At 70.8% G+C, this 13,727-nt stretch carries 17 protein-coding genes and 1 tRNA gene; 11 read left to right on the top strand and 7 right to left on the bottom strand.

Annotation, left to right across the window (positions count from 1 at the left end; translation table 11 throughout):
- Positions 1 to 149: 149 nt before the first annotated feature.
- Positions 150 to 734 carry a peptide deformylase gene (def, locus tag G515_RS0115800; RefSeq protein WP_281168308.1) on the bottom strand — a complete coding sequence of 195 codons (585 nt, stop codon included), beginning with the start codon at positions 732 to 734 and terminating at the stop codon, positions 150 to 152.
- A gap of 270 nt (positions 735 to 1,004) precedes the next feature.
- Here def and G515_RS0115795 point away from each other — a divergent pair, with 270 nt between their 5' ends.
- Complete coding sequence (locus G515_RS0115795; RefSeq protein ID WP_028660922.1) at positions 1,005 to 1,541, top strand: nucleosidase; 537 nt, start codon at positions 1,005 to 1,007, stop codon at positions 1,539 to 1,541.
- A 19-nt stretch (positions 1,542 to 1,560) separates the two neighbouring features.
- Here G515_RS0115795 and galK read toward each other — a convergent pair whose 3' ends face one another.
- On the bottom strand, positions 1,561 to 2,730 hold the full coding sequence (gene galK / locus G515_RS0115790) for a galactokinase (protein ID WP_036555885.1): 1,170 nt from the start codon (positions 2,728 to 2,730) through the stop codon (positions 1,561 to 1,563).
- A gap of 78 nt (positions 2,731 to 2,808) precedes the next feature.
- Positions 2,809 to 3,399 carry a LysR family transcriptional regulator substrate-binding protein gene (locus G515_RS0115785; RefSeq protein ID WP_028660920.1) on the bottom strand — a complete coding sequence of 197 codons (591 nt, stop codon included), beginning with the start codon at positions 3,397 to 3,399 and terminating at the stop codon, positions 2,809 to 2,811.
- 191 nt (positions 3,400 to 3,590) lie between these two features.
- Here G515_RS0115785 and G515_RS0115780 point away from each other — a divergent pair.
- The 9 genes from G515_RS0115780 to G515_RS0115740 all read left to right on the top strand — a co-directional run bounded on the left by G515_RS0115780 (position 3,591) and on the right by G515_RS0115740 (position 9,985).
- Positions 3,591 to 3,675, top strand: a tRNA-Leu gene (locus G515_RS0115780).
- Between the two features lie 121 nt (positions 3,676 to 3,796).
- A complete protein-coding gene (locus tag G515_RS0115775) occupies positions 3,797 to 4,519 on the top strand; it encodes a hypothetical protein (protein ID WP_028660919.1) in 723 nt (240 codons plus the stop codon).
- Positions 4,520 to 4,585: 66 nt separating this feature from the next.
- Positions 4,586 to 4,900, top strand: coding sequence for a type VII secretion target (locus G515_RS21840; RefSeq protein WP_036555884.1), 315 nt, complete (start codon positions 4,586 to 4,588; stop codon positions 4,898 to 4,900).
- On the top strand, positions 4,900 to 5,724 hold the full coding sequence (locus tag G515_RS21835; protein WP_051218473.1) for a hypothetical protein: 825 nt from the start codon (positions 4,900 to 4,902) through the stop codon (positions 5,722 to 5,724). The genes G515_RS21840 and G515_RS21835 overlap by 1 nt, the downstream gene beginning before the upstream one ends.
- A 28-nt stretch (positions 5,725 to 5,752) precedes the next feature.
- On the top strand, positions 5,753 to 6,208 hold the full coding sequence (locus G515_RS0115760; protein ID WP_028660918.1) for a hypothetical protein: 456 nt from the start codon (positions 5,753 to 5,755) through the stop codon (positions 6,206 to 6,208).
- Between the two features lies 1 nt (position 6,209).
- On the top strand, positions 6,210 to 6,626 hold the full coding sequence (locus G515_RS21830) for a YbaB/EbfC family nucleoid-associated protein (RefSeq protein ID WP_036555883.1): 417 nt from the start codon (positions 6,210 to 6,212) through the stop codon (positions 6,624 to 6,626).
- A gap of 75 nt (positions 6,627 to 6,701) precedes the next feature.
- Positions 6,702 to 8,084 carry a GntP family permease gene (locus tag G515_RS0115750; RefSeq protein WP_028660917.1) on the top strand — a complete coding sequence of 461 codons (1,383 nt, stop codon included), beginning with the start codon at positions 6,702 to 6,704 and terminating at the stop codon, positions 8,082 to 8,084.
- Entirely contained in the window at positions 8,081 to 8,596 is a 516-nt protein-coding gene (locus G515_RS0115745) for a gluconokinase (RefSeq protein ID WP_036555882.1), read from the top strand. Before G515_RS0115750 ends, G515_RS0115745 begins: the two co-directional genes overlap by 4 nt.
- 72 nt (positions 8,597 to 8,668) lie before the next feature.
- Positions 8,669 to 9,985 (top strand): M20/M25/M40 family metallo-hydrolase, encoded by a 1,317-nt coding sequence (locus G515_RS0115740; protein ID WP_028660915.1) that lies wholly within the window; start codon positions 8,669 to 8,671, stop codon positions 9,983 to 9,985.
- A gap of 7 nt (positions 9,986 to 9,992) precedes the next feature.
- On the opposite strand, the gene G515_RS0115735 is transcribed toward G515_RS0115740, so the two are convergent.
- The 3 genes from G515_RS0115735 to G515_RS0115725 all read right to left on the bottom strand — a co-directional run bounded on the left by G515_RS0115735 (position 9,993) and on the right by G515_RS0115725 (position 11,732).
- Entirely contained in the window at positions 9,993 to 10,457 is a 465-nt protein-coding gene (locus G515_RS0115735) for an SRPBCC domain-containing protein (RefSeq protein ID WP_028660914.1), read from the bottom strand.
- A gap of 27 nt (positions 10,458 to 10,484) precedes the next feature.
- Positions 10,485 to 10,667, bottom strand: coding sequence for a DUF5703 family protein (locus G515_RS0115730; RefSeq protein WP_028660913.1), 183 nt, complete (start codon positions 10,665 to 10,667; stop codon positions 10,485 to 10,487).
- Between the two features lie 120 nt (positions 10,668 to 10,787).
- Entirely contained in the window at positions 10,788 to 11,732 is a 945-nt protein-coding gene (locus G515_RS0115725; protein ID WP_028660912.1) for an aldo/keto reductase, read from the bottom strand.
- Between the two features lie 159 nt (positions 11,733 to 11,891).
- Here G515_RS0115725 and G515_RS0115720 point away from each other — a divergent pair, with 159 nt between their 5' ends.
- A complete protein-coding gene (locus G515_RS0115720) occupies positions 11,892 to 12,713 on the top strand; it encodes an undecaprenyl-diphosphate phosphatase (protein WP_028660911.1) in 822 nt (273 codons plus the stop codon).
- Positions 12,714 to 12,747: 34 nt separating this feature from the next.
- Here the strand turns inward: G515_RS0115720 and G515_RS0115715 are convergent, their stop codons facing one another.
- Positions 12,748 to 13,722: a magnesium and cobalt transport protein CorA gene (locus G515_RS0115715; protein WP_028660910.1), complete on the bottom strand. Its 975-nt coding sequence runs from the start codon at positions 13,720 to 13,722 to the stop codon at positions 12,748 to 12,750.
- Between the last annotated feature and the right edge of the window lie 5 nt (positions 13,723 to 13,727).

The raw sequence follows: 13,727 nt of genomic DNA, 5'->3' as shown, positions 1-13,727 counted from the left end.
GCCCGACTCGACCGTCTGCGGGGACCTACTCGACCGTCTGCGGGGACCCACTCGACCGTCCACGGGGACCCACTCGACCGTCCACGGGGACCCACTCGACCGTCCACGGGGGCCGATTCGACGGGGTCCGAGGGGAGGAAGCAGGTCGGTCAGGACGGCCAGTCGAGGGGGTAGTCGGCTGCGAGCTTGTCGTGCTGCTTGCTCAGCTTCTTGCGTGCCTTCTGGGAGAGACGATCGCCGAAGACGGTGCCCCGGGTGTGGTCGGTCTCGTGCTGGAGACAACGCGCCAGCAGGCCGTCGCCGCTGAACTCGACGGGGGCGCCGTCCAGCCCCTGGCCACGGACCGAGGCCCGGTCGGGGCGGGCACAGGTGACGAACGCGCCGGGGAAGGAGAGGCACCCCTCCTCGTCCTCGTCGAGACGGCGATCGGTGCCTTCCGGGAGGGTGAGTTCGGGGTTGCACACCACGCCCACGACCCGCTGACCACGTTCGTCGGGGCAGTCGAAGACGAACATCGCAACGTCCTCGCCGATCTGGCAGGCGGCCAGGCCGACCCCGTCCGCGGCGTACATGGTCGCGACCATGTCGGCGGCGAGTGCCCGTAGAGACTCGTCGAAGACCTCGACCCGCTGCTGCTCCCGATGCATCACCGGCTCCCCCCAGCGGGTGATCGGCCGGACGGTGCCGTCCTCGGGCAGGGGACCGTGGGGGCTCAGGGCAGGAGCGTCGGACACAGCGACACCCTAGGCGGTGACCCGGCGCGATGCGGAACGGAGGAGGCCCTGGGGGAAGGAGAAGGTAAACGAGCAGCGCAGCAGGGACGCGAAACCAGCGGTGGCGGCGCCCGGTGCTCTCCTGGAGGTATGCGGGCGGCTAGCGAAGGCAGTTGCTGGCGCGGTGGGTTCGGGCCCAAGCGCCGAGGCGTTACGGGGCCGGCAGAGAGCTCATCCTCCGTCGCCGGGTGCCGGGGCCGAGCCGCGCTGGGCTGAAGTAGCCTCCGGCCCGTGACCACACTCGTCGTCTCCGCCACCCGCGTCGAGGCCGCCCACCTGCCACCCGACATCCCGCTGCTCGTCACCGGCATCGGGAAGGTGCCTGCCGCGGCCGCCGTCGCCCGGGCCCTGGCGCAGTCACCCGAGGTCGACCAGGTGATCAACATCGGCTCATGCGGGGCCCTCCGGGAGGGGCTCTCCGGAGTGTACGAGGCCGGCCGGGTGCTCAGCCACGACATCTCGGCCGAGGTGATCCGAGGCCTGGGGCATGACACCCGGGAGTGGCTCACCGTGGCGGACACGCCCTGGCTGCTGGCCACCGGTGACCAGTTCGTGCACGAGACCACCGAGCGGATCCGACTGGCCGAGGTGGCGCACCTGGTCGACATGGAGGGGTACGCCGTCGCCTGGGCGTGCGAGCAGGCCGGGGTGCCGGCCCGGCTGGTCAAGCACGTCTCGGACAGCGCCGACGAGACCGCGCTGGACTGGAACACCGCGGTCGACCGCAGCGCGCGCGACCTCGCCGATTGGGTGAGCGCGCACCTGTGAGCCGAATCGGCGCCGGCCCTCAGCCGAGGTAGTTTGCGCCCCCCGACGGCGTCGCCAGCAGGTGGGCCGGGGAGGGGTGGCCCGCGGCCGCGTAGGCGACGTCGATCGCCCGCGCCACCCCGTCGACCCGGTCGGTGGGCACGATCGCGACCGACGAACCACCGAAGCCGCCGCCGGTCATGCGTGCCCCCACCGCGCCGGCCTCCACCGCGGTCGCCACCGACAGGTCCAGTTCCGGGGTCGAGATCTCGAAGTCGTCGCGCATGGAGGCGTGCGAGGCGGCGAACAGTTCGCCGAGCCGCGCCCAGTCCTGGTGCTCCAGCGCCGCCACCGTCGCGGTGACCCGGTCCAGTTCGGTGACGATGTGCCGTGCCCGGGCCCGGATCCTGGCATCGGGCAGTTGCTCGACGTCGGCGACGGTCGCCGCCCGGAGGCTCGGCAGGCCCAGCGCGGCGGCGGCCTCCTCGCAGTCGGCCCGGCGGGCGGCGTACCCGCCGTCGACCAGCGTGTGCGTGACCCGCGAGTCGGTGACCAGCAGCACGTGATCGTCCGCGGGCAACGGGATCGCGGTGTGGGAGTCGTCGTCGAAGTCGATGAGGACGGCCTGGCCCTCGGCGGCGAAGACGGACACGGTCTGGTCCATCCCACCGGTGGGCGCCCCCGCGACCTCGGTCTCGGCGCGGATGGTCGCCTCGACCACGAGCCGGCGGACGTCGTCGTCGAGGTCGACGTCGGTGACGCCGAGCACCGCCATCGCCACCGCGCACTCGATCGCGGCGGAACTGGACAGGCCGGCGCCCAGCGGCACCGAGGTGTCGATGTACACGTCCATCGGCGGTGTCTGGAAGCCCGCCTCCGAGAGCGCCCACACCACGCCCGCGGCGTACGCCGCCCAACCGGTCACCCGGCCGGGAGCGGCGTCGCCGAGCGCGCCCGTCCAGACCTCGCTCTGCTGAGCACTGGCGATCCGGAACCGGGTGCCCTCGCGTCGAGCCGCTGCGGCGTAGGTGGCATGGGGGAGAGCCACCGGGAGCACGAGCCCGCGGTTGTAGTCGGTGTGTTCGCCGATCAGGTTGACCCGACCCGGGGCTCGACCGACGCCCGTCGCGGGCGTGTCGAAGGTGGCCTCGAGCCCCTGCCGCGCACGGACGTCGTACTCGGCCGCGGTGCCGGGGGACACGAAACTCATGCGTTCAGGGTAGGGACCGGCTCGGCGGGTCACCGCTTCGGCGCTCAACGGGATCAGCGGGCGGCGGACCGGTAGGGCTCAGCGGCGGCTCGAGTTGGCGGTGCGGCCGCGGACGATGCCGATGAAGGTCTGCACGCGTTCCTCGGCGGCCGGGTCGCGGTCCTCGTTGATCGGCCAGGCCAGCCCGATCCGGGTGGGCTCGAGGTCGGTCACCACCCGGTAGGTCGCGTCCTTGCGGTGATAGAGCCGCGCGACCGACATGGGTACGACGGCGACCCCGGTGCCCGCGGCCACCGTCTCGATCGCGTCCTTCTCCGTCATCGCGGGCCAGGTCAGCTGTTCGGCCCGCGGCGTCCATCCGGACCGGTGGGGCAGCACCAGCTGCTCCTCGTCGAGGTCGGCGGTGCTCACCTCATCCAGGAGCGTGAGCACGTGCTCGTGACCCATCACCGCGACCGGCAGTTCGTCGTACAGGGGGATGCAGTGCAGCCGGGATCGGTCCACCGGCAGGCGCAGCAACGCCATCTCCAGGCTGCCGTCCAGGAGCCCGGTCTCCTGACCGGTCTCCTCCAGCGGCTCGAGCTCGAGTCGCTCGCGGGAGCGTTCCCGCCAGGCCCGGGCCCATTTGTCGGGGGTGGCACCGGTGACGAATCCGACCCGGAAGGTCATGGCTGACTCCGCACTCTCTCGGCGTCACCCGGCGTGGCCGGGCGAGGCAGACTGGATGGGACGACCTGCCCCTGGGCACCAGCCTACGGACCCTCGTCCCGACGACAGGACCGGAGCATCGCCGGTAGGGAGGCAGGAGTCGACCCCGATTCGTCTCGTGCCGGGGTGGCTGTTAATGTTCATCTCGCACTGCGCGGGTGGCGGAATAGGCAGACGCGCTAGCTTGAGGTGCTAGTCCTCGTATAGAGGGTGGGGGTTCAAGTCCCCCCTCGCGCACGCAGTGCTTCGGGCCCCGACCATCGGTCGGGGCCCGAAGTCGTTCCGGACCGCTGACAGCGCGGGTGCCCGCATGACCCGACGACGCAGGTGTATGACAGGTGCTGGCACGATCGGGCGCATGCAATCGATCGCGATGCTGGTGCTGGTGGCGCTGATCCTGTTGGTGTTCCTGGTGGCAGGCGTCCTCATGGCTGTGCGGCCTCGCCGGGTCCAGCGGTTGGATGTGGCCCGATCCGGCGCGGCGCGGTCCGGGGTGGCCGCCTGGGCGCGCGAGAACGGCTACCGCGTCTTCGAGGAGCACGAGGTCACCGATCGCGAGTTCCCGGATCGGGTGCGCACCAGCCAGATCCGGCACGAACGCTGTTTGCTGGTCCTCGACGGGTCGCCGGATCTCGTCGTCGAGTCGTGGGTGGCGACCCGGTTCAATCGGTACGCCGTCGTGGGCCTCCCCGTCGCGTTGCACCTGGTCAGGCTGCCGTGCCGCTGGGCGGGCGCGCCCACCGTGCTGGCGACCCCACCGGCGATGGTGGCCGGACCCACGGGGTTCGCCGCGCCGTTCCTGATCCCCGATGGGGTGGAAGGCGAAAGGTACGGCGTGCACGGCATGCTGGCGGCGGGCGTCGACGCGACCACGGTCGGCGTTCGGCTGGGCCCCTTGCTCCCCAGGGTCCGGGAGCTGTCCGCGTCCCTCATCCTGGGCGCGGGGGAGCTCACCCTGGTCACCACGACGGAACCCGACGTCTCCGCGCTCACCGACCGGCTGGAGTTGGCCCGATCCGTCGTCCGGGCGCTCACCGCGACACCCGCACCGGAGAGCCGTGATCGTCCGGATGAGGTTTGAGCTCGGTCGAGACGGGAACGACACGGACCGTTCACGAGTCACTGGCACAACGAGGGATGGCGAAGCATGAGTGGGTTCGACGTCACACCAGGCGACCTGAGGCGGCACGCCGGTGAGGTCAGGGACGTGAGCAGTCGGGTCGGCGAGATCCAGAGCGCCGGGTCGACGGTGACCGGGATGAGCCCCCAGGCCTTCGGCCTGCTCTGCTCGTTCTTCACTCCTCCCGTGCTGGCGATGAGCACCATCGCCCTGGGCAGCATGGAGGCACTCGCCGGGCTGGCCGACGCCGAGGCGGGCGGGCTGGACGCCGTGGCCACCATCTTCGAACTCACCGACGGACAGGTGGCGGAGCGGTTCGACCCCAAGTGGGTGCAGGTCTGATGACCGACGACATCATCGCCGTCGACCCCATCGACTTCGCGGGCTCCTCGTACGCCAAGATCGCGGACGGCGACTACTCCGGCCTGGCCCAGGGGATCCCCGGTGGTTCCGACCTCGTCAGCGCCGCGACGGCACTCGGCGACGGCGACTGGGCGAGCGCCGCGATCAGCGCGTTCGGCTTCGGGGCGTCGGCCTTCGCCGCCGTGGTCGACCCGCTCGGAACGCTGCTCTCCAGTGCGGCCGGGTTCCTGATGGACTACATGCCGCCGCTGCCGCAGGCCCTGGACGCGCTGGCCGGGAACCCCGCACTGGTCGAAGGCATCGGCCAGACCTGGGAGAACATCGCCACCCAGACCGAGGCCGCGGCCGAGCAGCTGCACGCCGTGGTCCAGAAGGCGTTGGCGAACTGGACCGGTGTCGCGGCGGATGCCTACTCCGTGCTGACCAACGCGTTGATCAGCGGGATGTACCAGGCGGCGCACGGGTATCGGTGCATCGGCCTGGGGCTGGCCGTGGCCAGCGGGGTCGTCGACGCGGTCCGCAGCTTCGTGAAGTGGATCGTGTCGGAACTGGTCGGTCAGCTGATCAGCTACGTCATCCAGGCCAGCGCCACCTTGGGGATCGGACTCACCTGGGTGATCCCGATGGCCACGGCGCGGATCAGTATCACCGTGACCGACAGCGCCCGGGCCACCACGACACTGACGACGACCATCACGCGCGCCACCAGCAGCGTGGACGACATCGCGGCTGCGGTCGGATCGTTCGCCGAGATCATCAAGTCGATCGCCGGCGGCGTCCAGCGCGCCCAGCCCGGCGGCTGACCGGCCGAGTTCTGAGGAGAGGACACCCATGCCACCAGCCGACGTACCCGACCCAGGCACCCAGCCCGGCCTCAACCTGGGGCCGATCCGGCCGCCGAGCAACCCGCTGGACCGACCCCACCCCCACGCCGCGATGTTCGCCGAGCTGATGGAACAGACCGCGCGCCGACTCGAGAGCGCGGTGGCCGCGGACGCCGAAGCACGGGCCGATGCGGAGAGCCGTCCGCAGTCCGCGCAGGGCGAGGGGCTGGAGGGCGAGATCAAGGTGCGGGTCAACGGCAAGGGGATGCTCGAGTCGGCCGAGTTCGGCCCGGAGTGCGCCTACCTGTCGCGGGATCAGCTGCGCGAGGAGACGATGACCGCGATCAACGCGGCTCGAGACGAACTGGGCGGCGGGCGGTCGATCTCGCCGGAGGACACGGCCAAGCTGTTCGAGCGTCCGATGGCCGCCGCCGTGATGCGGCTGCTGGGGGAGGAGAAGTGAGATGGCCGACGAACTGATCACCGACTTCACCCCCGAGAACCTCCCGCGGATCATGGAGCAGCATCAGCGCCGTGCCGAGGAGGCGATGCAGGCGGCGAACGAGCTGCGTGAGATCCGCGGCACCGGCCGCTCCGACCGTGGGCTCGTGACCGCGACCGTGGACGGCAGCGGACTCCTGGTCGACGTCGTGTACGCCCAGGGGGCCCCGTCGGCGTACGCCATGCTGGGGGCGGCGCTCAAACAGGCCCACGACCGTGCTCTCGCCGACTGGCAGCGGCAGGTCACCTCCATCACCGAGGAGAAGCTGGGCCACCAGCCCGACCTGCAGCGCACCATCCGCGCGCAGAGCGAGGCGGATCTGGCCGCGCACATCGACCCCGACAACCTGCGGGACGATCCGGAGACCCCACGGCGCTGACGGCGCGGTCGGTGACGCGGGTCACGCGGGTCCGATACTGTCGATGGGCCCCATTCCGCCTTCGGGAGGACTCTCGTGGATCCCTTGGAACCGGCGTACAGCACCCCTGTGATGTTGCTCATCGCGGCGGCCGCGGTAGCGGTGCTGTTGGTGCTCATCATGGCCGTGAAGCTGCACGCCTTCATCGCCTTGACCCTGGTCAGCACGGTGACCGCGGTGGCGGCCGGCATCCCACTGGCCGACGTACCGGATGCCTTGCTGGTCGGGTTCAGCGGCACCTTGGGGTCGGTGGCCCTACTGGTCGCCTTCGGTGTGATGATCGGCCGACTGCTGGAGGTGACCGGTGGAGCCCAGGTGCTCGCCGACACCCTGATCACCAGGTTCGGGGAGAAGCGCGCACCGTTCGCCCTCGGCGTGGCGGCCCTCATCTTCGGCTTCCCGATCTTCTTCGATGCCGGCCTGGTGGTCTTCCTGCCGATCATCTTCACCGTGGCACGCCGCTTCGGCGGCCCGGTGCTGATCTACGCGCTGCCCACCGCGGCCGGCTTCGCAGCGATGCACGCGGTCGTGCCGCCCCACCCGGGCCCGGTCGCGGCGGTGGCCAGCCTGGGCGGCGACATGGGGCTGACCCTGTTGCTCGGAATCCCGGTGGCCGTCCTCGCCTGGTTCGTCGGCGGCTACCTCGTCGCGGTCCGCATCGGTGCGGACGACACCCTGGCGCACCCGCCGTTGCTGGCCGACGACGCCGGCGACACCCCCAAGTACGGACCACCGCCGTCCTTCGGCACGGTGATCTGCATCCTGCTGCTGCCGATGCTGCTGATCGGGCTCAACACCGTGGTCAGCACCCTCCGTACGACGGGCACCCTCGCCGAGGACTCCGCCTTCGGTGACTTCCTGGTGCTGATCGGGCAGACGCCGATCGCGCTGCTGCTCACCACCCTCGCCGCCATCTTCCTGCTCTCCCCGGGCCGGTTCCCCGTCCGTGAGTCGGCAGGGATAGTGGACCAGGCCCTGGGCCCGGTGTGCGCGATCATCCTGATCACCGGTGCGGGTGGCATGTTCGGCGGCGTGCTGCGGGCCAGCGGGATCGGGGAGGCGCTGACCGACTCGCTCTCCGGGCTCGGCCTGTCCCTGATCCTCCAGGCATTCCTGATCGCCACCGCGCTGCGGGTGGCCCAGGGGTCGGCGACCGTGTCGATCACCACCACCGCCGGGCTGATCGCCAGCCAGGTCGCCTCGGAGGGGCTCGGCGACTTCGACATCGCGCTGGTGGTCTTCGCCATCGCCGCCGGCGCGACCGTGCTCTCCCACGTCAACGACTCCGGCTTCTGGCTGGTCAGTCGGTTCTTCGGGATGACCGAGGCGGTCACTCTGCGGACCTGGACCGTGCTGGAGACCACCCTGGGGCTGTCCATCTTCGGGCTCGCCCTGCTGCTGTGGCTGGTCGTGCCATGAGGCCCCGTCACCTGGTCGTGATGGGTGTCTCCGGCACCGGCAAGACCACCATCGGCGAGACCCTCGCGGCCCGGTTGGACAGCGTCTTCGTAGAGGGGGACACCTATCATCCGCGGGCCAACGTGGAGAAGATGTCCAAGGGGATCCCCCTCGACGATGATGACCGGCGGCCGTGGCTCGACGTGCTGGGCACCGAGATCCAGCGCCAGGAGGCACTCGGCCGTACGTCGGTGACGGCCTGTTCCGCGCTCCGCCGCCGCTACCGCGACTGGCTGCGCGACGGGTACGCCGACCTGTTCTTCCTCCACCTGGACGCCGACTACGACACCCTGCACCGCCGGATGGAGCGTCGCGAGCACTTCATGCCGGCCTCCCTCCTGCGCTCACAGTTCGACACGCTCGAGCCGCTGGAGACGGACGAGGCCGGCGCGGCCATCGACGACACCCGCCCGATCGACGCCGTACTCACCCAATGCCTGGACGCGGTCGCCGCCCAGGGAGATCGGAGCTGAGGGCCGACCGGCCCGTGGAAGCGAGCGGCGGCCGGCCGGGTCGACCGGCCTGCCGCCCGTTACGGTGGGCCCATGGCCACCGAACCCCGCAGCAGCGACGTCCAGGACGAGGTCGTCGACCTGTGCCGTGACCTGATCCGGATCGACACCAGCAACTACGGCAGCGACGACGGGCCGGGGGAGCGGAAGGCCGCGGAGTACGTCGCCGGCCTGCTCGACGAGGTCGGCATCGCCAGCACGCTGCACGAGTCCAGCCCCGGCCGCACGAACGTGATCGCGCAGTGGGGCGGTGACGGCACCCGCACCGACGGCCTGCTGGTGCACGGGCACCTCGACGTCGTACCCGCCGAGGCGGCGGACTGGCAGGTCGACCCGTTCTCCGGCGAGATCCGGGACGGGTACGTCTGGGGCCGTGGCGCGGTCGACATGAAGGACTTCGACGCGATGGTGCTCAGCGTCGTGCGTGCCCGTCAGCGCGCGGGCAGGATCCCGCAGCGGCCGGTGACCCTGGTCTTCACCGCGGACGAGGAGGCCGGCGGCCTGCGCGGCGCGGGTCCGCTGATCGAGTCGCACCGCGACCAGTTCGAGCACTGCACCGAGGCGATCGGTGAGGTCGGTGGGTTCAGCGCGACCGTCCGAGGACGCCGGATGTACCTCATCGAGGCTGCGGAGAAGGGGATGGCGTGGATGCGCCTCACCGCCCGCGGCAGGGCCGGGCACGGGTCGATGATCAACGACGACAACGCCGTCACCCGGCTCGCGGCCGCGGTGGCGAGGATCGGCACCCACGAGTGGCCGGTGACGCTGACCCCGACGATGCGCACCCTGCTCGCCGCCGTGGCCGATCTGGCCGGCACCGAGGCGACGCCGGAGAACGCCGAGCGACTCGTGGACGAGTTCGGCCCGGCGGCGCGGATGATCGGGGCGACCCTGCGCCAGGTCAGCAACCCCACCCAGCTCCAGGCGGGCTACAAGGTCAACGTCATCCCCACCGAGGCCACCGCCTATGTGGACGGTCGGTTCCTGCCGGGCCACGAGGACGACTTCTTCGCCACCCTGGCCGAGCTGTGCGGAGACGGGATCGACATCGACTTCCTCAGCCGGCAGCGGCCCTGGGAGACGCCGTACGAAGGTGATCTCGTCGACGCGATCAGCCGGTCCCTCCTCGCCGAGGACCCGGAGGCGGTCGTGGCGCCGTACCTCATGAGCGCGGGTACCGATGCCAAGCACTTCGGCAAGCTCGGGATCCGGACCTACGGGTTCGCCCCGCTGCGGCTGCCGGACGACCTCGACTTCACCGCGCTCTTCCACGGTGTCGACGAGCGGGTGCCGGTGGACGCCCTGGAGTTCGGGACCAGGGTGCTTGATCGCTTCTTCGACGACGTCTGAGCCGTGGTCACGACCCCGCGAGATAGGCGGCCAGGTTGGTGAGCGACGCATCGAGCCCCCGACGGTGGGCGGCCGCCTCGATCCCGGGCGGTACGTCGTCGGCCCGCACCTCGACGTGGGTCGCCTCGGGCTGGGCGTAGTAGCTCCAGGTCATCGTCATCACACCGGCCAGCGCCGGATCCGCGGAATCGAACTCCACCTGCCACACCACCCGCTGGTCCGGTACCACCTCCAGGATCCGCACCTCGGTCACGTCGCGGTCGGGCGCGGTCTTGCCGGGCGAGTCACTCGGGTCGAGGTGGACCAACTCCATCCGGAAGGACCCACCGACGCGCAGGTCGTGCTCGAGCAGCCGACCGGTCATCCCGGCAGGCGGCAGCCAGCGCTCCAGCGCGACCGCGCTGAGCAGGGCGCGGTGCACGGCCGCCGGCGAGGTCGCGATGTTCAAGGTGGCGCTGTCGGTGCGTCCCACTGCCCGGTGACCTCCTCTCGCTCCGCCTCAGGCGGTGCGGACCGCCCGGATGATCTTGCGGCGCAGGACCACCCGGCGGGTGCCGTCGGAGGTGATGCGCACCCGATCCAGCTCCCAGCCCCCGTGCTCGGCCCGCTCGACGAGCAGCTTGGTCACCACGCCTCTGGGGAACTCGCGGTCGAAGGTGACCCGGTCGAACTCCCACTCCACACCACGCGCCGGCGGCCGCCGATCGTGTCGGGCCAAGGTGAGTACCTCCTGTTGTCGTGGGGCCTGGGTCGCTGCCTCAGGTTCCGGGCAGCCTATTCCCTCGCTGGGCGGATCCGGTGGTCATGCGGAGACGTCATCGAGAGCGGCGACGATCTCCGGTGGGAGGACGAGGCCGTCGGTGGCCAGTCCGAGACGCAGCTGGGCGGCATTGCGGGCGCCCAGGATGGGTGCGGTCACACCCGGCCGATCGCGCACCCACGCGAGGGCCACCTGGAGCGGATGCCAGTCCAGGCCCTCGGCGGCACGGGCGACCGACTCGATGATCCCGCGGCCGCGGGCATCGAGATAGGACTCGATCCGGCCGGTGAAGTCGCGCTGGGCACCCCGCGAATCGGCGGGAGTGCCGCCGCGGTACTTGCCGGTCAGCGCCCCGCCGGCCAGCGGTGACCAGGCCAGGACACCGAGCCCCAGCGCGGCACAAGCAGGCAGTACGTCGTACTCCACCTCGCGGGCGAGCAGGGAGTACTGCACCTGCGTGGAGGCCAGCGTCGCCCGCCCCGGTACGGCGCGCTGCCAGGTCGCCGCCTGCGCGGTCTGCCAGCCGGTGTAGTTGGAGATCCCGACGTACGCCGCCCGACCCGTGCTGAGCGCGGTGTCCAGCGCACCCAGGGTCTCCTCGATCGGCACGGTGTCGTCCCACACGTGCACCTGCCACAGATCGACGTGGTCGGTGCCGAGCCGGGCCAGCGAGGTGTCCAGGCTGCGCAGCAGATGGCCGCGGGAGGCGTTGATCTCCCGTCGTCCGCGATGCCGGGCGATCCCGGCCTTGGTGGCCAGGACGACGTCGTCGCGGGCGACGACGTCACCGAGCAGGGAACCGATCATGCGCTCGGCACCACCGTCGGCGTACCCGGAGGCGGAGTCGATCAGGGTGCCCCCGGCCTCGACGAAGGCGATCAACTGGTCACGGGCGTCGTGCTCATCGGTGGCCCGGCCCCAGGTCATCGTGCCGAGCCCGAGACGCGAGACCTTCAGCCCGGTGGCTCCCAGAGGTCGCAACTGCATGGGGGTGAAGATAGCCGCCCGCTCGACATCGCCCGACGGTGGCTCGCCGCTGGCCGGTGACCACGTAGGCTTCGCGGGGCCCGACGGCGCGCGGACGACCTCACCGAGGCGTTCGTCGCAGGCCGGGCCGGCGTCACCACCTCGAGTAGAGAGCAGTCGATGGATTACCTGCAAGCGATCGTCCTGGGCCTGATCCAGGGTCTGACCGAGTTCTTGCCGATCTCCTCCAGCGCCCACCTGCGGATCTTCCCGGAGCTGTTCGGCTGGGGTGATCCCGGTGCTGCGTTCACCGCGGTGATCCAGATCGGCACCGAGGTGGCGGTGATGCTGTTCTTCTGGCGCGACATCTGGCGGATCGCGGTCACCTGGATCCGCAGCCTCTACACACCGGAGCTACGCGGTCACCTGGACGCCCGGATGGGGTGGTACATCATCGTGGGCTCGATCCCGATCGGGATCCTCGGCGTCACCCTCAAGGACACCATCGAGTCCGAGTTCCGCAGCCTGTGGCTGATCGGCACCACCCTGATCGTCTTCGGCATCGTGCTCGGTCTGGCCGACCGGTACGGCCGCAACGTCAAGGAGCTCAAGCAGCTCAACCTGCGCGATGCCGTGTTCATGGGGTTCGGGCAGGCGCTGGCACTCATCCCGGGCGTCTCGCGCTCGGGGGCCACCATCTCGGCCGGTCGCCTCCTCGGTTACGAGCGGGCCACCGCCACCCGTTACGCCTTCCTGCTCGCCATCCCCGCGGTGTTCTCCGCCGGCCTCTTCGAGCTCCCCGAGATCCCGCACGGCGACAACAGCTACGGCTGGGGGCCCACCATCCTGGCCACCCTGGTCTCCTTCGCCGTGGGGTACGCCGCGATCGCGTGGCTGCTGCGCTACATCTCCACCCACTCCTACCTGCCCTTCGTCATCTACCGGATCCTCCTCGGCGGGGCGACGCTCGTGCTGGTGTCCACCGGCGTGCTCCAGGCCTGATCCGGCCTGCCTGGAAGGGCGCTCAGAAGCGCGCTCAGAACCAGCCGGAACGACGGAAGAAGATCCACAATCCGACCACCGTCGCGGCCATGAGGATCAGGGCGTAGGGATAGCCGAAGGCCCAGTCGAGCTCGGGCATGACCCTGAAGTTCATGCCGTAGACCCCCGCGATGAGGGTGGGTACGACGATCAGGGCGGCCCCGGCCGAGATCCGTCGCATGTCCTCGTTCTGCTGAAGGCTGAGCTGCGCCAGATGGGCGTCGAACGCCCCGGACAGCAGCGTCTCCAGCGAGTCGACGGTGTCCGCCGCCCGGGTGAGATGGTCGAGCACGTCGCGGAAGAACGGCTCGACGCCGGCGTCCACGTAGACGCCACCCGAGGCGAACCGCTGGATCGGCTCCAGCAGCGGCTGGACCGCTCGGCGTACCTCCGCGAGCTCGCGGCGCAGGGTGTAGATCCGGGTCGAGTCCTTGGTGCGCTGCGGGGAGAAGACCGAGGTCTCCACCTCGTCGACGTCGGTCATCAGGTCCGCAACGACCTCGAGATAGCCGTCCACGACCAGGTCCACGACGGCGTGCACCGCGGCCGAGGGCCCCAGCCCACCGGTGGCGATCCGACCGTCGAGAGCCGCCCGGGCCGCACCCAACGGCATCCCGGGACCATGCCGCACGGTCACCACGAAATCCTTACCGAGGAAGACCGAGATCTCGCCGGTCTCGACCGTGTCGTCGGCGGCGTAGCGCAAGGTCTTGAGCACCAGGAAGAGGGTGTCGCCGTACTGCTCGAGCTTGGGCCGCTGGTGGGCCGAGAGCGCATCCTCGACCGCGAGCGGGTGCAACTCGAACTCCTCGGCGACCCGGGCGACCTCGTCCTCGCCGGGGTCGTGCAGGCCCAGCCAGACGAAGTCGCCCGGCTCCCGCACGCCCGCTCGCAGGTCGGGGATCCGGTGCGGCGCGGTGCTCGGGACGATGCGCCGTCCGCCTCGGTACAGGCCGCTGTCGACGATCACGGACC

Origin of the sequence: Nocardioides insulae DSM 17944, from assembly GCF_000422825.1 — a bacterium.
In the GTDB taxonomy this organism is placed as follows: domain Bacteria; phylum Actinomycetota; class Actinomycetes; order Propionibacteriales; family Nocardioidaceae; genus Nocardioides; species Nocardioides insulae.
Note: the sequence above shows the minus strand (reverse complement) of the source record. Positions and strands in the feature narration are given on the sequence as shown.